Raw genomic sequence first — 21330 nt, 5'->3', positions numbered from 1 at the left:
ATGACCGACTCGCCCAAGATGGGCCCCGGCGCGCTCGCCGTGCGCTGGGGCCCTCGTGTCCGCGCGCTCGCCGGGAGCCATCCCGTCGCCGTCGACGGCGGGTTCGCCGTCCTGCTGTTCCTGATCGGAGCGCCACACCTGATCAAGGACCCGCCGCGGCACGCGCTGCTCGGCTGGGCCCTTCAGGTCGCGCTCCTCGTCCCGCTGGCCTGGCGGCGGCGCGCGCCGTTCACCGCGTTCACCGTGGTCGCGGGGCTCGCATTCGTCCAGTGGCTCGGCGGGGTGCTCCTCACCGTCGGCGACCTCGCCGTACTGATCGCGCTCTACTCCGTCGCGGCCCACTCGACGCTGCGCCGGCTGCTCGTGGCCGCGGGCGTCGTGGAACTCGGCGTCGCCATGGCCACCGACCAGTGGGTCCCGCGGGTCCACCTGTGGAAGGCGTTCGTCCTGCTGTCCGGGATGACCACGGCCGCCGCCGTGATCGGGTTGAACATGCGCACGCGCCGTGCCTACCTCGCGTCGCTGGAGGACCGCGCCGCCCGCCTCGAGAGGGAACGCGACCAGCAGGCCCAGATCGTCGCCGCCGAGGAGCGCGCGAGGATCGCCCGGGACGTCCACGACATCGTCACCCACAGCCTCTCGGTCATGGTCGCCCTCACCGACGGCGCCGCCTACACCCTTCCGACCGCGCCGGAGCGGGCCGCCGACGCCGTGTCCAAGGCGTCGGAGATCGGGCGCCAGGCCATCGCGGAGATGCAGCGCGTCCTCGAGGTGCTCCGCCAGGACGCGCCGGCGGCCGATCGGCTCAGGCGTCCACAGCCGGGGCTGAGCCAGCTGGACGCCTTGCTCACCGAGGTACGCGCCGCGGGACTCCCCGTGGAGTTCACGGTCGCCGGACGGCCGCCCGCCATGGCCTCCGGAGCCGAACTCACCATCTACCGCCTCGTCCAGGAGGCGCTCACGAACGTCCGGAAGCACACCCCTGCGGGGACGACGGCACGGGTACGGCTCGAGTACGCCGCGGAACAGGTGGACGTCGAGATCACCGATGACGGGTCGGCGGCCGCCCTCGCTCAGGCCGGCCGGCCGCGCGCCGGGCACGGCATCGCCGGAATGCGCGAACGCGTCGCCGTCTACGGCGGCCGGCTCCGGGCCGGGCCGCTGCCCGACGGCGGCTGGCGGGTGCACGCCCGCTTCGAGCCGTCCCAGCTGGAAGTCAGCCGGTGATCAACGTTCTGCTCGTCGACGACCAGCCACTGCTGCGCATGGGGTTCCGGCTCGTGCTGGAGACGCAACCCGACATCACCGTCGTCGGCGAGGCCGGCGACGGCGCCGAGGCCCTCGCCGAGGTGGCCTCGCGCTCCCCCGACGTCGTGCTGATGGACGTACGGATGCCGGGCATGGACGGCCTGGAGGCCACCGAGCGGATCGTCCGCGACCACGCCGCCTCGCGCGTCCTCATCCTCACGACGTTCGACCTGGACGAGTACGCCTTCGCCGCCCTCCACGCGGGCGCCGCCGGCTTCCTGTTGAAGAACGTCCAGCCCGCCGAGCTGATCGCGGGCATCCGCACGGTCGCCGCGGGCGACGGCGTGGTCGCGCCCCGGCTCACCCGGCTGCTGATCGAGGCGTTCACCCGCCAGAGCCCCGCGCGGCCGGGCCCGGCCGACGACCCGCGCCTCGGCCGGCTCACCGACCGGGAACGCGAGGTGCTGATCGAGATGGCGAGGGGCCTGTCCAACGCCGAGATCGCGGTGGCGCTCGGGCTGTCCGAGGCGACCGTGAAGACGCACGTCAGCCGCATCCTCCCCAAGCTCGGCCTCCGCGACCGCGTCCAGGCCGTCGTACTCGCCTACCAGACCGGGCTGCTCCGGCCCTCATGACCATTCCCCGACCGTACGAGAACACGAGAGGACAAGGTCGACGAGCCACATGGCGACGAGTCAACTGCGCAACAGCCCCCGCGCCGTCACCCGGCGGACGATGAGCAAGGTCCCCGAGGTGACCGCGTACTTCTGGATCGTCAAGGTCCTGACCACCGGCATGGGTGAGACGACCTCCGACTACCTGGCGCACCGCCTGGGTCCGATCGTCGCGGTGGCCGCGGCGGGCGTGGTCCTCGCGGCATCGCTGGCGCTGCAGTTCACGGTCCGGCGCTATGTCGCCTGGATCTACTGGACCGCCATCGTCATGGTGAGCGTGTTCGGCACGATGGCCGCCGACGTGGTGCACGTCGTCCTGGGCGTGCCGTACGTCATCTCCACCGCGTTCTTCGTCGTCGCCCTCGCCGCGATCTTCGCGCTCTGGTACGCGAGCGAGCGGACCCTGTCGATCCACAGCGTCGTGACGCCGCGGCGTGAGCTGTTCTACTGGACCACGGTCATGACCACCTTCGCGCTCGGCACCGCCACGGGCGACATGACCGCGGTGACGGTCCATCTCGGGTACCTCGCCTCGGGCGTGATGTTCGCCGTCCTGATCGCCGTTCCGGCCGTGGCCTACGGCCTGCTCAGGATGAACGCTATCGCCGCCTTCTGGGTCGCCTACGTCCTCACCCGGCCGCTCGGCGCGTCGTTCGCCGACTGGCTGGGCGTGTCGCGCGCCAGGGGGGGCGTCGCGCTGGGCACCGGCCCGGTCAGCCTCGCCTTGGCGGTGGTCATCGTCGCGTTCGTGGGCTACCTGACCGTGAGCCGCAGGGACACCATCGCCGGCCGGCAAGGAGCCCACGCGGCCGGACGGCGATCAGCCTGACACCTCACCCTGAGTTCCCGGACTCCCGGTCCCGGCTCGCCGGCACCGGGAGTACCGGTGACGCCCCTCCGGGTCCGGTTCCGGCCGGTCAGGTTCTCCAGGCGTCGGTGATGGGGCTGCGTGCGGCGCTCTCCCCGGCGTGCGGGAGCCCGTAGGCGTCCTCGATGGTCCGCAGCACGCTGTAGTGGTCGATCCTCTCCGGGTACGTCCCGGGCTTGACGGGGCCGCCGGCGAAGATGGTGGCGATCTTGTTGCCGGGACGGTTGTCGTTCTCGTCGAAGGTGACGATGAGCAGGCTGTCGTGGGTCCGGGCCCACTGCGCATAACCGTCTAGATTCTCCCGGACCCAGGCGTCCCCGGTCTTGACCGGGCAGTTGTGCATGTCGTCGCACATGTCCGGGATGACGAACGACACCGTGGGCAGCGCGGAATAGTCGGACGGAAAGTCGGCGAAGGACCGGCTGACGGCGTCCGGCAGGTCGGGGAAGTCCGCCCAGGGAACGTGCTTGCGGGCGTAGCGGCCGGTGACGCAGGCGGTCCGGTCGAAGGCCGGGAGCGCTTCGGCGAAACCCGCGAAGGTCAGCCCGGCCGCCGACAGCTCCGAGGCGAGGTTCGGGGCCGTGTAGGTGTGCGGGCAGGAGTCGTCGGTGAGCCCCTGGGTGGACCCGGAGAACAGCGCCAGGTAGTTCGGCTGGCTCGGATGCCGCACCGCGTAGGAATTCGTGAACAGCGCACCGGACCGGGCCAGCGCCGTCAGGTACGGCGCGTCACGGGCACCGACGATCTGACGATCGGACTTGTTCTCCAGCACCACGACGACCACGTGCGCGGGCTGTGGCACCGAGGCGGCCGTTGGGTGCGGGCCGGCGGCGTGGGTCGCCCCGCCGTCACCGCAGCCGGCCGCCGGCGATGCGGCGAGGAGTGCCGCCGCGAGCAGCAGTGTACGGCGGAAACGCCGATCCTTCACGGCCGACCTCCGATGCCGAGACTTCTACTACTCGGATAGTAGCGCTCGGCCGTGTGTCACTCGTCTTCCTCCGGGTGCAGCAGCCGCTGCAACAGCACTTCGTCCTCGGGCGTCAGTTCGGAGACGAAACGGGCCAGCACCGCGGCCCGGTCGCTCCGGCGGCTCAGCAGATCGTGCATCGCGGTCGCCGTATGGGCGGCCTCGTCGACGTTGGGCGAGTAGACGAATCCGCGTCCGGCGCGGGTGCGCGTCGCCAGCCCCTTGCGGTGCAGCCGTGCCAGGGTGGTCATCACCGTGGTGTAGGCGGGGTCGCCGGGGAGCACGGCCTGCACGTCTCCGGGGCTCATCGGCCGGCCGCCGTTCCACAGGGCGGCCAGCACGGCGTCCTCCAGCATGCCGGGAGGCCGCCGCCCCGGCTCCTGTTCCTTGGTCACGTCCCGCTCCAGACACTTCAGGTATTACCCCGATAGTAGATCAGGGCGGCCGCCGGTGCCGCACCCCCGGACCGGCGCCTTCTTCCGGCCCCATAATGAAGGGCATGGTCTTCGACGTTTGGGTACCGCTGCTGATCCCCCTGCTCGCGGTGCCGCTCGTCCGCGTCCTGGCGGAACGCCTGGCGCCCCGGCCGGCCTCCTGGCTGCTGGCCGCCACCGGCGCCGTGCTGTCCGCCTGCACGGCGCTCGCCCTCGTCCTGCTGACCGGCGCGGGCCTCCTCCGGCTGGACGTCGTCGCGGCCGCCGAGCACCTGTCGCCGCCCCTGCTGCGCCGCATGTCGCCGACCCCGCCGCCGCTGGCCTGCGCGGCCGGTCTCGCCCTGGCCGTCACGATCGGCGCCGCCGGCCGGACGCTCCACCGGCGGGTCACCGCCCTTCTGCGGGCCGCGAACGCCGCGCAGGCCCGGCGCGGCGACCTCGCCGTACTACCGGACGACCTCCCGGATGCCTACGCCGTGCCCGGCCGCCCCGGCACCATCGTGGTGACGACCGGCATGCTGCGAGCCCTCGACTCCCGTGAGCGGGAGGTGCTGCTCGCCCACGAACGCGCGCACCTGGCCGGCCGCCACCACCTGTTCACTCTGGTGATGGACGTGGCGGCCGTCCTGCACCCGGCGCTGCTCACGCTCCGCGCGCCGCTGCGCTACCACCTCGAGCGCTGGGCCGACGAGTCGGCGGCGGGCGCCGTCGGGGACCGGCGCCTCGTCGCCCGCGCCATCGCGCGAGCGGCCCTGGCCAGAAAACGGGCTCATGCGCCCGCCGCGCCCGTGGGGGCGCTCTCCGCGGCCGCCGGACCCGTCCCCCGCCGCGTCGCGGCGCTGCTGGCCGCTCCGCCGGCGAGACGCTCACGGCTGCTGCCCGGCATCGCGGTGGCCCTGGCCGCCTGCGTCACGCTGTCCGGCGCGGGAACCTTCGACGCCGCCACCGACCTCGGAGGCAGCGTGGAGGCCGCGGAGACCCACCATCACGCGACGGAGGGCCGCCACCGCCCCGAGACCGTCCTGGCGAACCGCGGCCCGCTCCGTACGGCCGGGAAGGCCGCCTGAGCTCGGGAAACGGTGCCGGGCGGCACGGGCACCGGCCGCGCGTCCCCATCGCCGGCCGACCGGCGACCGCCGGTCGGGGCGGTCGCGCCGATCAGGTCCGCTCGGTCGCTCATTCCCGGTCGGTGGGGAGGAGGGTGCCGAGCGGACCCAGATCGAGGTTGAGGTCGGCCATCGACAGGCCGAACCGCTCGCACAGCTCCTCCATCGCCTCCTCCAGGCGCATGAGCGTCACGCCGATCTTCTCGACCTGCTCGTCGGACAGATCACCCTGGTCGACCCGCCGGATGCACTGACGCTCAACGAGTTGCCGCACGAGCTCCACGACGGTGAGCACCAGTTGCGCCAGGTCGCGCTGCACGGTCTCGGAGTCGGCCTCGATGCGCCGGCCGCCGCGGCGCGCCGGAGCGCCCGCGGGATGATCGGCGGCCCCGGGATGAGCCGCGCCGGCGGGGTGATCGGTGCCCTCGGGAAACGCGGCGCCCCCGGGATGCGCGGCATCTGCCGAATGAGCGGCGCCGGTGCGGTCGGCGGCGTTCGGGTCCGGCGACCAGGAGTGGGAGGGCTCGTTCACAGTGGCCCCGTCCCCGGCGCGTCGGATCGTCGCGGCGCGATGACGTCGTCGCCGCCGACCGAGCCGATCAGTACCCGCAGCGAGATGCGCACCAGGTCGACGTCGGCGATGGAGAGGGTCAGGTCGCCGCTGATCACGACGCCGCCGGCCAGCAGGCGGTCGAGCAGGTCGACCAGCGCGACGCGCTGTGCCGGAACCCCGGCTCGCGCGGCCGGCATACGCTCGGCGGAGCGGTCGACCGTCACGCGGTCCCTCCCGCTCCGGATTCACTGATCGTGAATGAGTACGGCGCCCACGGCCCGGTGAGCTGGACGTCCAGCTCCGGGTCCCGAAGCGCGGCGACCGCGGCGGCGAACTCCTCGCCTCGCTCGTCCTCGACCAGGTAGGCGCCGTTCAGCACCATCCAGTCGTCCCGGCCGGACAGCTGCGGGTCCTGCGCCCGGTGGCGCCGGCGCGCCACCGCGATGCCGGTCAGGACCGAGTCGATCCGCTCGGCCCGCGAGGCCGCCCGGTGCCACGCCTCCTCACGCGTGCGCAGGTTCGTCCGGCGACGCTTCAGATACGCCGTGCCCGGGCGCTCCGCCGCGCTCTCCGGCGGTTCACCGCCCCCCGCGTCATCCGACGCGGCCGGGCGCGGGGCCGCGAAGACCTTCACGCCCCACTCCCGCCGTCCGGCCACCCGCGCGAGGACCTCGGTGAACTCATGGGCGCGGTCGCGCAGGAGCCGGTGGATCTGCTCGTCGCCCCGGTAGACGGTCACGAGCCGTACGGGAGCGACCGGGCCGGCCTCCGCCACCGCCTCGACGACCTGATGGTGGGCCCGCGCCGTCGCCTCCAGCCAGGTCAGGTCCTCCAGATTCCGCTTCAAGGCGGCCTCCCCGAACTGCGCGAGCGGCACCGTCCCGACATACGCGACGAGCCCGGCCTCCGCGATCGTCCGGACCGGCGCGCCCAGCAGGCCGGTCAGTCCCGGTGGCGGGGACGTCCCGGTGTCCCGTGCGATGGCGTACAGGTAGGTTCCGGTGTCAGTCACGGCGGCGCTCCGGATCGACGCGGCGGCGTTCTGGTTCTTCGAGGCGGCCGCGTTCCCGTTCCGTACGCGGCCCCTCGCGCGGCGCGTCCACGGCCCGCCGCCCGTGCCGGCCCTCCTCCAGATCCGCGACCCGCTCTCGCAGCCGGCGGTTCTCCTCCTCCAGGCCCCGCCGGTCTCCGGTCAGCCACGGGTCGTGCTCCCACCAGTCGATCCCCAGCTCGCGCGCGGTCTCGACCGACACGATCAGCAGCCGCAGCTTGATGGTGAGCAGCTCGATGTCGAGGAGGTTCACCTGGATGTCGCCGGCGATGACGATGCCCTTGTCGAGGACGCGCTCCAGGATGTCGCCGAGGTTGGCGCCCTCGCGCGCGCTCGGCCCGGTCCCGTACGGCGTGATGTACCCGCCCCGCGGTCGGTCCGGTGTCATGACGCCTCGCCACGGCCGCGCGGGTACCGCTGGATCCGGCGGTACGCGACGAGGCCGCCCTCCTCGTCGACCTCGACCTCGTACAGCGCGAGCGTGTCCGAGGAGGAGGGGACGCGACGGGCCTCGAGCAGTTCGACGCCGGCGACCCAGCCGCTCTCCCCCGGCCGTATCGCCACCACGCCCTCCGCGGACCTGCCGGTGAGCGCGGTGATCTCCCGGAGCGCGGCGTGCGCCGCCTCCCCGGCGGACAGCCGCGCGGATCCGGCCGTCGCCGCACCCCCGCGCCCTCGCCGGGGCTCCGGTTCGTCCTCCTCGTACCCGGCGGCCTCGTCGTCGGCGTCGTACCCGGCCTCGTACTCGGCACCGCGGTCCTCGTCCACCTCGTCATCGAGCCGCCGACGCGCGCGTTCCGGCCGGTCTCTGCGGCTGACGGACACGGTTCCTCCCTTCCGGTGGGACCGCCGGAACCCGCTACGGGGCGCCGGTGGCCCGGCCGCCGATCAGCCGGCCGAGGATCTCCTGCTGCGCCTCGGCCTCTTCCTCCTCGGAGATCAGGCCGGCCTGTCGTCGCCGCTCGATCTCCTCCAGCTGGGCGCGGATCGCCATCGGGCTGTTGAGCTGCTGGTCCACCTGCTGCTCGATGAGCTCGCCGAGCTTGATCACGCCCTGCACCGGGAGGAACGGCAACGTGAGGATCGAGGAGACCAGGCCCATGGCTCAGGCCCCCGTACTCGGTGTGATGACGAAGTCGTACGGCGCCGTCGGGCCGAGCAGGCGGAGGTCGACCCGCCCCTGCCACTCCTCGGCGATCTTCGCCACGGCCTTCTCGAACTCGGACCGCCGGTCCGTCTCGACGAGGAAGGCCACCTGGACGGCGTCCTCGGGATGGGTCGGCCGCCGCGGGACGCTCGCCTGCGCGTACTCCGAGAGCGCCTGGGCCGCCCCCTGGGTGTCGGCGTCGCGCTTGGCGGAGATCGCCTGGTTGATGAACTCCCCGAGCCGGATCCGGGCATCGCGGGTGAGCTCCTCCGGACGGTCGCGGATCTGCTCCAGCAGGCGCGCGGCGTCCGGATTCTCCGACATGATCTCCCGGAGCACGGCGCGCTCGTCATAGCGCCCCTTCAGGATGTACTCGACCCGCCCTTCGATCTCGTCCAGGGCGGCGAGGAACTGGTCGTGGTTGGCGGCCAGCAGTTCCCGCTCCACCGCCTCCCGGCTCGTGAGGACCGCGCCGAACCGCATCGGCAGGACGGGGACCTCCACGGCGGCTGCGTCCAGGAGCCGCTCGTGCGCGGTGAGGTCCTCCGGCCGGCCGATCGGGCCGCCCAGGTCGATGTCGCTGACGAGCGCCGCGATGTCCCCGTGGCGTACCAGGTCGACCTCGTGATCTCGCAGCCCGCGGGCGTCGGGGGTCAGCTCCACGTCTCCCGGCAGGATGCCGTACACGTAACAGCCCTTCTCCCGCGCCCCCTGGGCCGGGCGGGTCCGTCCAGGTGCCGTCATCTCACTCCTCCCCCGATCGGTGCCGCCGACGCGGCACCGCCCGCTCGGCGTCGTCCATGCCCACGAACTCGCGGAGCTTCTCACCGACGCCCTCGATGGCACCCCGCGTCTTGTACTTGGCACCGCCCTCCTGCAGGTCCCTCATCAGACCGGGGATCCCCTGCTCCTCGGTCTGGGTCAGGTCGAGACGGTTGGCCGCCTCCGCGAACTGCAGGTACGTATCGACGCTGGCGACGACGATGCGCGCGTCGATGGCCAGCACCTCGATGCCGACCAGCGACACCCGGACGTAGGCGTCGATGACGAGCCCCTTGTCCAGGATCGTGTCGATGACGTCGGCCAGGCCGCCGCCCGATGGGCGTCCGAGCCCACCCCCACCCGCCGGCTGTACTGCCGTGGTCATGGTCCCCCCCCGTGGTTCCGTCGGTAAGCCCGTGGTTCCGTCGGTAGCCAGTGGTTCCGCCGGTCGGCCGGAGCCTCCGCCGGTCAGCCGCGGCGCTCGCGGCGTCCCGAGCGCTCGGGCCGTTCCTCTCGCCCGGTGTCGCCACGCCGTCTGCCGGAGGTCACGGGCTCGCGGCGCCCGCGCTCGCTCTCGCCGGGCTCCTCCTCGCCGTACTCGTACTCCGGCTCCTCTTCGCCCTCGTACTCCTCCGCGTACTCGCGCTCGCGCTCCTCTTCGCGCCCGCGCTCCGGCTCTTCCTCCTCGCGCCCGGTTCGCTCCGGCCGGCCTTCGGCCTTCCCCTCCTCGCGCATCGCGGTCTCGTGGTCCTTGACGACCTCGCCGTCGCGGATCTCGCCCCGCCATCCCTCGATCTCGTCGGGGCGCAGGACCGCCTGCGTCATGACGTGCCGCCGGAAGTGCTTGAACTCCAGCCGCGCGCGGCGTCCCTGGGCGCGCCAGAGGTTCCCGGTGTGCTCGAACAGCCCTTGCGGGTGGTACTCCAGGACCAGCGCGATGCGGGTCATGTCCGGCCCGATCTCGCTGAAGGCCACGGCGCCGTCCACGTAGCCCTTCGGGCCGCGCGACCGCCAGACGATCCGCTTGTCGGGGATCTGCTCGATGATCGTCGACTCCCAGTTACGGTGCGACACGAAGATCTGTGCCTTCCACCGGACCTTCTCGTCGCTCTCCTGGTGGACGTCCTCGACCTTCTTCATGAAGGACGGGAAGTCCTCGAACTGGGTCCACTGGTCGTAGACGAGCCTCAGCGGGGCACCGACGTCGAGTGTCTCGACGATGTTGGTGACCTTGATCTTCTTGCCCTTGCCGCCCTTGTCGCCCCCGCGCAGCCTCTGTTCCAGCTTCGTCTTGGCGTACGCCTTGACGGCGGCGAACCCCGGAGCGAGCCGCTCTCTCAGCGATCCCTTCTCTCCCCCGCCGGCCAGGGCGGACAGCACGCCGCCGCCCGCGCCTTTCGCGAGGCCGGACAGCACGCCCCCGCCCGCTCCCTTGGCGAGGCCGGACAGCAGACCGCCGCCCTCGCCCTTGGCCAGGCTGGACAGCAGACCACCGCCGGCGCCTCCCGTCAGAGCGGACAGGAGGCCGCCCTCACCGCTCTCGGAGTAGTCGCCGAGCCGGTCCGCGGTTCCCTCGACCCGTTCGAGCAGACGCTTCGCGGCACGGGTGCCCATGGCGGCGAGCAGGTGCTGCACCTCGCCGAGCAACCGGTCGGCGTGCAGGTCTTTCAGCAGGTCACCACCGGGAAGCTCCTCAGTGGTCCGTTTCAGTGGATCGGTCACCGAGCGCGTCGCGTCCGTCATCGACGCTCACCTCCCCGTACGCCGGACGGGCGGCCGCCCCGGCCCGCTCGGCGGAGCCTCCCGTCGTGGCCGGTCGGTCTCCTCTTCGTACTCGTCCTCCGGCTCCGCGGGGCGGGAGGCCGAGCGCCGCACGCCACGCGGCCGGGCGTTCTCGTCCTCGGCGTACTCTCGCGCCTCGCGCGGCCGCTCGCTCTCTTCTTCCTCGACGTCGTGGGCACGTGGCCGGCGGCGGAAGGCGGACGGCCTGCGAAGGGCGGTGGGCCGGCGCCTCGGCCGTTCCTCCGGTTCCTCGTCGTAGCGCTCCTCCTCGCGGACGTCCCGCTCCTCGTAGGGCTCCTCTTCCTCCCTCTCCCGGGCGCCGCCGGGCGTACGCGGCGGCCGCAGGAGGGATTCGGTCCGTCGCTGAAGCCGGTCGCTGAGCGCGTCGATCTGACTGCTGGCGGCGGTGACGGCCGCCGCCTTGCCGACCTCGATGAGGCGGCCGCGCACGGCATCGGTCAGGTTCTTGACCTCGGGCGAGGTGTTCAGCAGGTTCGTACCCTGCTTGACGAGGCTCGCCGGGTTCTTGGCGATACGCCCCGAGGCGCCGGCCGCAGCGAGCGTCAGCGCGAGCTTCATCTTGCGCCGGCGGCCCATGAGATACCCCGCGCCGACGGCCAGGGCGATCCGCAGTCCGTCCTTCATGATCGTGTCCCCCTTCGGCGCCCGCAGCCGGAGCGGGCGCCAAGCCCCCATCCGCCCTGACCCGACCCGCCGGCCCCGGCCCCCCTACTGCCGATATCGCCGACTTCGAGCGTGAAAACGATCAATACGTAGGTCTGTTACCGATCGCCCTACCCTTACCATCGTCCACAAAACCCGCAGGCCAATGACCTGAGCGCGGCCTCAGCGCCGTCCGGAGGCCCTCGGATGAGCCTGCGGAGAAGGCCTGCGCAGGGCCGCGTGACAGTCCGCGTCGGGGGCCGGGAGCAGCGGCCGGACCGGGGCGGACGACCGGCCGCGAGCGGCCCGATCGACGTGTGGTCCCGAGAACGGCCGGGTACGGCGCTCAATGAGGCCGTTGCGGTGGCCTGAGGCCACCGCCTCGACGGACGGGGAGAGTGGACGCCGACGAAGGCGCCCATACCGACGAAAACGGGGATTTGTCATGACTATGCCGATGAGGCGGCGTGGCAGAGGGGGCCGACTGCACGGGATGGAGCCGACCGGACTGCTGCACCGGGATCCCTTCGCGGACGTTCAGGAGCTGCTCAACCGGATGACCGGGCTCATCCAGCCGCCGATGGAGGCCGAGGCCGAACGCCCGTGGGTGCCCATGGCGGAGATCGACGAGACCGACGACGGCTACGTCGTCCGGCTCGAGCTGCCGGGCATCCTGCCGGACGACATCGACGTCGGCATCCGCGACCGTGAGCTGTGCGTGAACGGTGAGGTCCGGGAGGAGACCGAAGGATCCAACGCGCTGCGCGTACGGATCGGGCGCTTCCACTACCACGCGTCGCTGCCGTCCGACGTCGACGAGGACAACGTCGAGGCGAAGCTCGAGGAGGGCGTGCTGACCCTGCGCATCCCGAAGGCGCAACGATCCCACGGGCACCGCGTCCCGATCACGGGTGGACGCACGACGAGCACGCCGCTCGGCGGCGCGGAGACCACCGGCACGCCGGCCGAGGGCATGGACACCACGGGCATGCCGGCCGAAGGACAGGCCACCGGCATGCCTGCCGGAGGCACCCACACCGGGGGCATGCCGGCCACCGGAGCGACGGAGTCGGGAGGAATGCCGAGTGAGGGCATCCGGCCCGAGGGCTGAGCGGCTCCGGCGGAGGTGAGGCCGGACCGCTCCGGCGGAGGTGAGGCCGGACCGCTCCGGCATCGCCACCTTCTGTTCCGTCACGACGACCACTGCTCCTCCGCCCGGCGCGGCCCGGAGAAGCGAGGTGAGAGGAGGGAGAACGGCGGTGGCCGTCTCCCTGTGGGCTGCCCTCAAATCGCCGGGCGGCAGGGCGTAGTGTCGGAGTCAGAGCAGGTCGGCGGGCCGACGACAGGGCTACGGCGGCCTCCCGGCCTGGAGACCCTGTCGGCAGGAGTCGCCGGTGTCCGAACATCTTCTCCGCGATCGCCGGAACGCGGAACACGCGCCGGTCGGTCCTCTCACCCGCTTCCACGGCCGTGATCCGCTGACGCGGAGCGGCACCGGGCGGCCGTGTTGAACGTCGGTGATTCCGCCGGTCTGTCCGTGGGTGAACGGGTGCTGGCCGGCATGCTGCGGGAGGCGCGGTGCAACCCGCCGAGCCGGCTCGCCGATGTGGTGCTGGACCAGGCCCGGCCGCTGGGCATCACACGGGTGGTCGTCTACCTGGCCGACCTGCAGGAGACGGTCCTCGTGCCGCTCCCCTGCGGCGCGGACGGCGACGCGGACCCGGCCATCGACGTTCCGGTCGACGTCGGTGATCCGGAGGCCGGCGTGATCGCGCCCGTGCGCGGCACGGTGCGGATCGAGGGCACGGTGGCCGGGCTGGCCTACCGGAGACTGGCCGCGGTGACGGCCGAAGAGTGCGACGCCTCAGGAGATCTGACCGCGATCGACGCGCCGGTGCGGCGGCATCGGGTGTGGCTGCCGCTGGTGGACGGCACCATACGGCTCGGCGTCCTGGAGCTGGCCCTCGATCACCTGGACGAGCAGGTGCTGCAACGGTGTCACCTGCTGGCCGGAGTGGTGGCGCTCCTCGTGGCCAGCCACGGCGTGTACAGCGACGGCTTCGCGCGGCTGCGCCGGCGCGAGCGCATGGAGCTGTCGGCCGAGATGGTCTGGGCGTTCATGCCGGGCCACACCCTGGCCACCAAGGACGTCGTGATATCCGCGGCGGCCGAGCCCGCCTACCGGCTCGGCGGAGACGCCTATGACTTCTCCACGATGGACACCGCGGTCCACATGACGATCCTGGACGCCGCCGGGCATGACCTGGTGGCCGGGCTCGTCGCGTCCGTGGGCCTGGCCTCCTGCCGCAGCACCCGCCGGGCCGGCGGCGACCTGGCCGAGATCGCGACGGTCGCCGACAGCGCGATCCGCGAGCACAGCCCGGAGTGGCGGTTCATGACCGGCCTGCTGCTGGAGCTGGAGGCGGAGACCGGCCTGCTGCGATGGGTCAACTGCGGCCATCCGCCCCCGCTGCTGATCCGCAAGGACAAAGTGATCAAGGAGCTCGCGCGGACCCCCGACCCGCCCATGGGGCTGCTGGAGGGCACACGGCCGCGCACGCACCGCGAGACCCTGCAACCGGGCGACCGGCTGCTGTGCTACACCGACGGCGTGACCGAGGCGCGCACCCGCAACGGCGACCTGTTCGGGGTGGATCGCCTGGCCGACACCATCCTCCGTACCGCCGCGGCCGGCATGTCCGCGCCGGAGGCGCTGCGCCGCCTCGTCCACGGTCTCCTGGCCGAGCACGACGGCCCGCTGGCCGACGACGCCACCATCATGCTCGCCGAGTGGCGCCCCGCCACCCCCGGTGGCGCCATTCAGCTGATGCCCCAGACGGTCCCCGTGCAGCGTCCGGACCGTCAGACGCCGCCTCGCGGGTCGTACGAGACGTGAAACCGCCGGTGAGCGACCGTGGACAGGGTCCGCTCACCGGCGGCTTCGACTAGCTCCGCCTAGTTCCGGTCATCGACCGTGAAGGGCAGTCTGACCCGGGCCGCCGAGTGAGCGCCGGTCAGCGTGATGCTCGTCGCACCCGGCTTCGCCGTCCCCGGGACGCTGATGACCGCCCCGGAGATCACGCCGTCGCCGTTCGCGCGCACCGTGATGGAGGCGAGGCCGGCGCCGAACTTCATCGTGACCGCTTCGTTCGGCGCGAACCCGGAACCGTTGACCGTGATCGCGGTGCCGCGCGGCCCCGAGGTGGTCGACAACGTCACCTCCGGTCGGTACGTCCGCGCCACCGGCTGCTCGGTCACCCGAACGGTCGCCGTCGCCGGTGTCCGTGAGGACGCGCCGGCTGCGGTGACGGAGTACCGGCCGGGCTGGGCGCCGTCCGACGCCGCTATCGACGTGTTCACCGCACCCTTCGCCGAGGCCTCGACCGTCAGGCTGCGCACCGGGCTGGTGCCGAGCTTGACGGTCACCTTCTCGCCGGCGGCGAACCCGCGGCCGGTGACGGTGATCGGGTCACCGGGGGCGGCCGACGCCGCCACCGAGATCGACGGCTGGGACTTCGCACGCCCCACGGTCACGGTGAACGTCTCGGTGCTGCTCGACAGCGTGTCCCACACGGTGACGTGCACGGTGTACGTGCCGTCCTGCGCGTACTTGTGCTGTCCGCTCATCGCACCGTCCGAGCCGACCGTGACGTCCTCGGGAGCCGTGCCGTCGCCCCACTGGACACTGGCGTGGTAGCCCGTCGAGTCGGGAACGCCGCCCTTGACCGAACCGAGGTCCGCGGAGAGGACCTGCCCGGCGGTGACCGTCTGGTCCTTCGGAGCGGTGGTCGCCAGCGCGGCGGCCGGCGTGCCGTCGTCGGCGATGGCGAACACGTGGATCCTGCCCGCCGAGCCGGGGTCGCCGGTCTGCGTCGGGAGGGTCACCGAGACGAGCGTCTTGCCCGCCGGGACCTGGTACGGCGCGGTGGCGAACAGGAACGGCTGCGCGCCGTCCTTGCTCGTGCCGAGCAGTCGGTACGCGGACTTGGCGACGATGATGTTGCCGTAGGACGGCGTGCCGTTCGGGTTGCCGCCCAGCGTCCAGTCGCTCATCTGGATCGGGATGTTCGCGGTGCTGCCGTCGCTGAACGTCGCCGTCGCGGTCGTGCTCTGGTTGCCCTGCGTACCGGCGCCGATGAACGAGATGCTCTTGGCGTCGGCGGGCAGGTTGAGCACGATCTTGCGGCCGTTGCCGGTCGCGTCGTCCGGCTGTCCGGCGGGAACCGCCGGCAGCGTGAAGTGCAGCGCCGTTCCGGGCACGTCGTGCCGCTCGCCCTGGGTCACGCCGGCCGCCGCCAGGGCGGCACGCGAGTACGCCCACGACTTGGCGTCGCAGTTGGCCGCCAGAGTGCCGTCGTCACCGATGCAGACGGTGTCGAACGCCGTGGTGAGGCTGTTGCTCGGCGCGTACGCCACGTCGACTCCGGCCGTCGCCACGCCCTGGCCGGTGCCGTCGGTCACCGTGACCTTGGCCTGGTAGTAACCCGGCTTGGCGTAGGTGTGCGAACCGCCGACGCTGTAGACGCCCCGCGAGCTCAGGGTCACGGTGCCCGCGGTGGCGGGTGAGCCGTCACCCCAGTCGACCGTGGCCTGGTAGCCGCTCGCGGTACCCCCGGTGACGGAGGCCAGCGACGCGGACACCGCGACGCCGGACGTTGCGTGCACGCTGCTCGCGGGGGTGACCGCGATGTCGCCGCCACCGAGCTGGACGTCGCCGCCGGCGAGCAGCTCGATCTCGGCGAGGTTCGTCTGCGCGGCACCGGTCGTCTTCGTCACGACCAGACGGAACTGCGGGAACTTACCCGGCTTGTCGATCTTGAAGGGCCGGGTCTGGTTCCGCCACGTGAACACCTCGCCGCTGCGCCGGTCGAGGGTGGTCCAGGTGATCCCGTCCCGGGAGCCCTGCAGCTCCCAGTCCGACGGGTCTCCCGCGCTCGCCCCGGAGGTGAGCGTGTAGTACGTCGGCTGCTGCCTGCCGCCGTGGACGACCCAGGTCACCTGCGGCGTGCCGGAGGCGAAGGTCATCTGCGTGGACGACGAGTCGTCGAACAGCTTCGACGCGTCCTGCCCGCCGGTCGCGGTCGCGGTGCCGAGACCGGGGCCGGTGACGTCCTGCAACGGCTGCGGCACGTCGTTCTTCTCGGTCAGCGACGGCGGCGCGTCCTTCTTGCCGGTGCCCCAGGCCGACGGGTTCGGGCCCATCCGGAAGTCGATCGTGCCGCCGTGGGCGAACACGGACGAGTCGATGGACGTCTGCTTCTGCTTCTCCCCGTTGACCTTCACGCTCTGCACGTAGACGTTCTTCGTGCTGTTGTCCGGCGCGTTGACGACGATGTCACCGGTCTCGCGGTGGACGGTCATCCGGGTGAACTGCGGCGAGCCGATGGCCCAGTTGGACGAGCCGGCCTGCAGCGGGTAGAGGCCGAGCGAGCTGAGGATGTACCACGACGACATCTCGCCGTTGTCCTCGTCACCCGGGTAGCCCTGGCCGATCTCGCTGCCGACGTAGAGGCGCTGCAGGATCTCCCGCACGATCGCCTGCGTCTTGGAGGGCGCGCCGGCGTAGTCGTACATGTACGGGATGTGGTGTGACGGCTGGTTGCTCATGCCGAGCTGACCCATGCGGACCGCACGCGCCTCGAGCATCTCGTGGATCGTGCCGCCGTACCCGCCGGGGTGGTCGGCGTTCTCCGGGGTGGCGAAGAACTGGTCGAGCTTGTCCTTCAGCGCCTGCTGCCCGCCGTACAGGTTGGCCAGTCCCATGCCGTCCTGCTGCGCGGTGAACGCGAAGTTCCACCCGTCGGTCTCGGTGTAGACGCCGCCCCAGTCGAGCGGGTTGCCGGCCGTGAAGGTCCCGGCGGCGTTGCGTCCCTCGAAGAACTTCGTCTTCGTGTCGAAGAGGTTGACGTAGTTACGGGCGCGCTGCAGGAAGTACTCCGACTCCTCCTCGAGCCGGGCGCGCCGCGCCTTCGGCGTGGCCGGGTCCTTGGCCAGGGCCGCGCCCATGTTGCCGATGGCGTAGTCGTTGATGAAGCCTTCCAGCGCCCACGACACCGACTCGCCCGTGGAGGTCGGCGTGTAGCCGAGGAACAGCCCGGTCTCGATGCCCTTGCGGCCGACCGCACTGCGCCCGGACGCGACGGTCGCGTCCTTGACGATCGCGTCGTACGCGCCGAGCGGGTCGGGCAGCTTGACGCCGTTGAGGTACGCCTCGGCCAGCGCGTCGTTCGCGCTGGTGCCGGTCATCAGGTCGGCGTAGCCGGGCGAGGACCAGCGGGCGATCCAGCCGCCGTCGCGGTACTGCTGGGCGAACCCGTCGGCGATCTTGGCCGCGATGTCCGGGTACAGCAGCGAGTACGCGGGCCACACGGTGCGGTAGGTGTCCCAGAACCCGTTGTTGACGTAGATCTGCCCGTCGACGATCTTCGCGCCGGTCTGCGTGGCGGTCGACGTGCCCGTCGCCGCCGACACCGGGCTCGCGTACTGCCAGTGCGGCGCGGTGGCGGTGCCGGTGTTCTCCGACTGGGAGTTCGGGTACAGGTTGAGCCGGTAGAGGTTCGAGTAGAGCGTCACCAGCTGCGTCTCAGTCGCCCCCTGGACGCCGATCCGGCCGAGCCGGTCGTTCCAGGCCGCGGTGGCGTCGGCGTGGATCCGGTCGAAGCTCTTACCGGTGACCTCGAGGTCGAGGTTCTTGTGCGCCTGGTCGACCGAGATGAACGACGTCGCGATGCGCATCGTCACGTCGTGCGTCGCGGAGGTGTCGAACGTGGCGGAGGTGGCGGTGGAGGCCGTGGGCGCCCGGTCGAACGTGCCGTACACGAACATCCGGCTGCGACCGGCCGACAGGCCGCTTCCGTTGTCGACCCAGCCGGAGAACGCGCCGTCCGTCCCGATCGTGAACGTGCCGTTGTAGAGGACGAGGCTTCCGGTGGCCATCCCGGACGGGAAGGTGAACTGCATGATCCCGCCGTGGTCGGTGGGCGACATCTGCGCGGCCATGCCGTTCTTCATCGCGACGCGGTAGAAGTCCGGCCGCGCGATCTCGTCGTTGTGGCTGAACGCCTGGGCCCGGGTGCTGGGCGCTCCGGTGAGCGACCCGCCGGCCGGCACCGGCATGACCGACATCTGGTTGCGGTCGCCCATCCACGGGCTGGGCTCGTGCGAGATCGCCAGTCCCTGCAGCGTGGGCAGGTTGGCCGCGTTGTTGCTCTGCTGGTACGCGTACTCCCACGAGTTGGACCCGGCGTCCGTGACCGGCGTGAAGAAGTTGAAGTCGTTCGGCAGCGCCGTGATCGGCAGGTTGTTGCCGCGTGAGAACGAGCCCGACGCGTTGGTCCCGCGCCGGGTGTCGACGTAATTCGTCAGGCTGGAGCCGTCGATCGGCGTCGGCTCGGCCGTCACGGTGACGTCGTCGAGCCAGCCCTGGAAACGGGTCGACGCCTTGGCCTGCGGGTCGTCGTACGCGAGCAGGATCCGGTCGATCGTCTTGCCCTTGGCGACCTCCCCGATGTCGGACTGCACCGCGTTCCACTGGTCGGCGTAGAGCACCTTCGAGGCGCCCTGTCCGGCGGCCGTGAGCGCGTAGCCGTGCTGGTCGACGGGCGACAACTGGCTCAGGTGGCTGCCGTCGGTGAAGTGCAGGTCGACGGCCGCGTAGGTCGACGGGTACTGCGTGTCGCCGCCGGTGAACTCAGGGAAGATCTTGTAGGACAGCCGGGTCTTCGGCCCGACCGGGATGTTGACGTCGAACAGCTTGTCGGTCGCGTACGCGCGGCCGGCGGCCTGGGCGCCGCCCGAGTAGCGCAGCGAGGCCGTCCCCGTGAATCCGGCTCCCGGCTTCATGTTGTAGCCGCTGACCGGACCGGCACCGACGACGCCGACCATCGGGGTGGCCGGCGGCTGGGTGTTCGAGCCGTCGCTGATGTTCCAGTCGGCGAGCTGGACGAGCGAGTCACCGGAGTTCGCGGTGACGTTCAGCCGGTAATAGCCGTAGGCGGTCGTGTTGGTGAAGCTGTAGACGTTGGTGGCGAACCGCCCGCTGAAACTCTGCCCTGTCCGTTTGTCCAGGTCGGTCCAGGTCTTGCCGTCGTCCGACCCCTGCAGGACGAAGTCCTTGGGGTCGCGGGTCGGCGCGTCGTTCGCGGAGGTCAGGGAGTACTTCACGACCGCCGCCGGCTTGGCCAGCTGGTAGGTCGCCCAGCCGGTCGGGTCGAACGCCAGCCACTTGGTCGACGGGTTCTCATCTTTGAGGTTCGCGGCGATCTCGTTCGGCGGGTTCTCGGCGCTCGCGGTCACCGCGCTGACCTGGCCGAGCAGGCTGCCGGGCAGTCCGCTGGGGCTCGATCCGCTCAGATTGCCCTGGATCGGATTGCCGCTCGCGTCGACCTCGGCGGTGCTCGTCGCGGGTTGCGGATCGGAGGACTCGAACGACGAGCTGAAGTCGCCGGGCGGCGCCGCAGCGCTGGCCGAGGGTGCGATGGCGAGCAGCGACACCGGCATCAACAGGGCCGCTGCCGCGGCCAATCGCCGGAGGGGCAAGGGAGCACGGAGGGGTGGAGACGCGTTGATGGCAGGGGCCTTTCGACTCGATAGGCGCGGGAGCGCCGAACGTCGGGGGTGCGCGGGGGGCGTGAGCGGCCTACCGAGTACGTGAGCCGGGCTTGCCGTACGTCGGTGTGAGCGGAGGGCTAGCGCGGGCCGACGCCGGGAGAGGGTCCGTGGAGCCGCGGCGACCGCCGCGACCGCTGCCGTGAACAGAAGCGCGGGTATTCAGGCATGCGGGGACTCCATGGGGGACGGCGGGTTCTGCGGAGGAGCGGCACCCGAATGAAGATCACGGCTAGCGTGATCCTCGAAGACAACGTTGTCAAGATCGGTCCATGTAACCGATTCATAACCGTCCGTCCGACTTTTCCGATTCCTTCGAGCGGGCGAGGCGGACGAGTTGACGGCCGCGGCGCCTCCCCTCCCAACGGCGAGAGCCACGACGGGCAGGTTGACCGATGCGGCCTGACAAGGTTGTCAACCGAGCCGAGGCGTCCCGGTATGGTTCGTCGCATGACCGGCGACATCGGCCGTACGAGGCGGCCCACCATGGTCGACGTGGCGAACCGGGCGGGGGTGAGCCTGAAGACCGTCTCGCGGGTCGTGAACAACGAGCCGAACGTCCAGCCCGACCTGATCGAGCGGGTGCTCGCCGCCGTGGCGGAGCTCGGCTTCCGTCGCAACCATCTCGCGAGCTCGCTGCGCTCCGGACAGGCGTCCGCCACGATCGGGCTGCTGATCGAGGAGATCGCCAACCCGTTCTACGCCACGATCGCCGGAACCGCCGCCGAGGTCGTCCGGCAGCACGACATGATGCTCATCATCGCCAGTTCCGAGGAGGACCCGGCGCGTGAGCGGCAACTGCTGCGGGACATGTGCGCCCGCCGCGTCGACGGGCTGCTCGTGGTGCCGGCCGGGTACGACCACTCGTTCCTGCGCACCGAGGTCGAGCTCGGCACTCCCGTGGTCTTCCTCGACCGGCCGGCCGGCGGACTGGCCGCCGACACGGTGCTGCTCGACAACCGCGGCGGCGCGCGGGCCGGCGTGCGCCGGCTCGTGGAGGCGGGCCACCGCCGGATCGGCATCCTGCTCGACTCGGTCGGGATCCACACCATGCGGGAACGGCTCGACGGCGCGTACGACGTGCTGGCCCCGGCCGGCGCGCCGTACGACACCCGGCTCGTCCGGGACGGCATCCGCGATCCGGCGGCGGCCGCCCGGACCGTCGCCGACCTGCTCGACCGGCCGGACCCGCCGACCGCCTTCTTCAGCCTGAACAACCGGATCACCGTCGGCGTGATCGAGGAGCTGTGCCGCCGGGGCAGTGACGCCGCGCTGCTGGGGTTCGACGACTTCGACCTGGCCCGCCTGGTGCCGTACCCGCTGACCGTCATCGCCTACGACACGCACGAACTGGCCCGGGTCGCCACCGAACTGCTGTTCCGCCGGATCGAGGGAGACCGCTCCCTGCCGCGTACGGTGGTCCTTCCCACCGAGTTGGTCGCCAGGGGCGCTCCTCCGCGCTGAACCG

Annotated in this window: 20 protein-coding genes; 7 read left to right on the top strand and 13 right to left on the bottom strand. The window is 71.7% G+C overall.

What is annotated here, in order from left to right; genetic code table 11:
• From NDW01_RS29515 to NDW01_RS29505, 3 genes are read left to right on the top strand one after another with little or no spacing between them, the layout of a single operon-like run.
• Positions 1-1227: a sensor histidine kinase gene (locus NDW01_RS29515; protein WP_252827490.1), complete on the top strand. Its 1227-nt coding sequence runs from the start codon at positions 1-3 to the stop codon at positions 1225-1227.
• Positions 1224-1883 (top strand): response regulator, encoded by a 660-nt coding sequence (locus tag NDW01_RS29510; protein ID WP_252827489.1) that lies wholly within the window; start codon positions 1224-1226, stop codon positions 1881-1883. Before NDW01_RS29515 ends, NDW01_RS29510 begins: the two co-directional genes overlap by 4 nt.
• 49 nt (positions 1884-1932) lie before the next feature.
• Positions 1933-2751 carry a COG4705 family protein gene (locus NDW01_RS29505; RefSeq protein WP_252827488.1) on the top strand — a complete coding sequence of 273 codons (819 nt, stop codon included), beginning with the start codon at positions 1933-1935 and terminating at the stop codon, positions 2749-2751.
• 88 nt (positions 2752-2839) lie between these two features.
• Here NDW01_RS29505 and NDW01_RS29500 read toward each other — a convergent pair whose 3' ends face one another.
• Positions 2840-3718: an alkaline phosphatase family protein gene (locus tag NDW01_RS29500; RefSeq protein ID WP_252827487.1), complete on the bottom strand. Its 879-nt coding sequence runs from the start codon at positions 3716-3718 to the stop codon at positions 2840-2842.
• Between the two features lie 56 nt (positions 3719-3774).
• A complete protein-coding gene (locus tag NDW01_RS29495; RefSeq protein WP_252827486.1) occupies positions 3775-4152 on the bottom strand; it encodes a BlaI/MecI/CopY family transcriptional regulator in 378 nt (125 codons plus the stop codon).
• Between the two features lie 104 nt (positions 4153-4256).
• On the opposite strand from NDW01_RS29495, the gene NDW01_RS29490 reads away from it, so the two are divergent.
• Positions 4257-5258: a M56 family metallopeptidase gene (locus NDW01_RS29490; protein ID WP_252827485.1), complete on the top strand. Its 1002-nt coding sequence runs from the start codon at positions 4257-4259 to the stop codon at positions 5256-5258.
• A gap of 109 nt (positions 5259-5367) precedes the next feature.
• On the opposite strand, the gene NDW01_RS44000 is transcribed toward NDW01_RS29490, so the two are convergent.
• The 10 genes from NDW01_RS44000 to NDW01_RS29440 form a co-directional block, all read right to left on the bottom strand.
• A complete protein-coding gene (locus NDW01_RS44000; protein WP_252827484.1) occupies positions 5368-5829 on the bottom strand; it encodes a gas vesicle protein K in 462 nt (153 codons plus the stop codon).
• Entirely contained in the window at positions 5826-6074 is a 249-nt protein-coding gene (locus NDW01_RS29480; RefSeq protein ID WP_252827483.1) for a gas vesicle protein, read from the bottom strand. The genes NDW01_RS44000 and NDW01_RS29480 overlap by 4 nt, the downstream gene beginning before the upstream one ends.
• Positions 6071-6862, bottom strand: a complete 792-nt coding sequence (locus NDW01_RS29475) for a GvpL/GvpF family gas vesicle protein (RefSeq protein ID WP_252827482.1) — start codon at positions 6860-6862, stop codon at positions 6071-6073. The genes NDW01_RS29480 and NDW01_RS29475 overlap by 4 nt, the downstream gene beginning before the upstream one ends.
• On the bottom strand, positions 6855-7289 hold the full coding sequence (locus tag NDW01_RS29470; protein ID WP_252827481.1) for a gas vesicle protein: 435 nt from the start codon (positions 7287-7289) through the stop codon (positions 6855-6857). The genes NDW01_RS29475 and NDW01_RS29470 overlap by 8 nt, the downstream gene beginning before the upstream one ends.
• Complete coding sequence (gene gvpO / locus NDW01_RS43995) at positions 7286-7726, bottom strand: gas vesicle protein GvpO (RefSeq protein ID WP_252827480.1); 441 nt, start codon at positions 7724-7726, stop codon at positions 7286-7288. The genes NDW01_RS29470 and gvpO overlap by 4 nt, the downstream gene beginning before the upstream one ends.
• Positions 7727-7760: 34 nt before the next feature.
• A complete protein-coding gene (locus tag NDW01_RS29460; RefSeq protein ID WP_252784629.1) occupies positions 7761-8003 on the bottom strand; it encodes a gas vesicle protein GvpG in 243 nt (80 codons plus the stop codon).
• Between the two features lie 3 nt (positions 8004-8006).
• Positions 8007-8792: a GvpL/GvpF family gas vesicle protein gene (locus NDW01_RS29455; RefSeq protein ID WP_252827479.1), complete on the bottom strand. Its 786-nt coding sequence runs from the start codon at positions 8790-8792 to the stop codon at positions 8007-8009.
• A gap of 1 nt (position 8793) precedes the next feature.
• Positions 8794-9195, bottom strand: a complete 402-nt coding sequence (gvpJ, locus tag NDW01_RS29450) for a gas vesicle protein GvpJ (RefSeq protein WP_252827478.1) — start codon at positions 9193-9195, stop codon at positions 8794-8796.
• 83 nt (positions 9196-9278) lie between these two features.
• Positions 9279-10553: an SRPBCC family protein gene (locus NDW01_RS29445; protein WP_252827477.1), complete on the bottom strand. Its 1275-nt coding sequence runs from the start codon at positions 10551-10553 to the stop codon at positions 9279-9281.
• Positions 10554-10559: 6 nt separating this feature from the next.
• Positions 10560-11237: a hypothetical protein gene (locus tag NDW01_RS29440; RefSeq protein ID WP_252827476.1), complete on the bottom strand. Its 678-nt coding sequence runs from the start codon at positions 11235-11237 to the stop codon at positions 10560-10562.
• A 511-nt stretch (positions 11238-11748) separates the two neighbouring features.
• Between NDW01_RS29440 and NDW01_RS29435 the strand changes: the two genes are divergently transcribed.
• Together NDW01_RS29435 and NDW01_RS43990 are read left to right on the top strand one after the other, a co-directional pair.
• Positions 11749-12366, top strand: coding sequence for an Hsp20/alpha crystallin family protein (locus tag NDW01_RS29435; protein WP_252827475.1), 618 nt, complete (start codon positions 11749-11751; stop codon positions 12364-12366).
• A 426-nt stretch (positions 12367-12792) separates the two neighbouring features.
• Entirely contained in the window at positions 12793-14151 is a 1359-nt protein-coding gene (locus NDW01_RS43990) for a PP2C family protein-serine/threonine phosphatase (RefSeq protein ID WP_252827474.1), read from the top strand.
• 59 nt (positions 14152-14210) lie between these two features.
• On the opposite strand, the gene NDW01_RS29425 is transcribed toward NDW01_RS43990, so the two are convergent.
• Positions 14211-19778 (bottom strand): GH92 family glycosyl hydrolase, encoded by a 5568-nt coding sequence (locus tag NDW01_RS29425; RefSeq protein ID WP_252827473.1) that lies wholly within the window; start codon positions 19776-19778, stop codon positions 14211-14213.
• 534 nt (positions 19779-20312) lie between these two features.
• Here NDW01_RS29425 and NDW01_RS29420 point away from each other — a divergent pair.
• Positions 20313-21326, top strand: coding sequence for a LacI family DNA-binding transcriptional regulator (locus NDW01_RS29420; RefSeq protein ID WP_252827472.1), 1014 nt, complete (start codon positions 20313-20315; stop codon positions 21324-21326).
• Positions 21327-21330: the final 4 nt, after the last annotated feature.

Source organism: Actinoallomurus soli, assembly GCF_024055715.1.
In the GTDB taxonomy this organism is placed as follows: Bacteria; Actinomycetota; Actinomycetes; order Streptosporangiales; family Streptosporangiaceae; genus Actinoallomurus; species Actinoallomurus soli.
The sequence above is the reverse complement of the archived record's forward strand: the minus strand, read 5'-3'. Positions and strand labels throughout refer to the sequence as shown.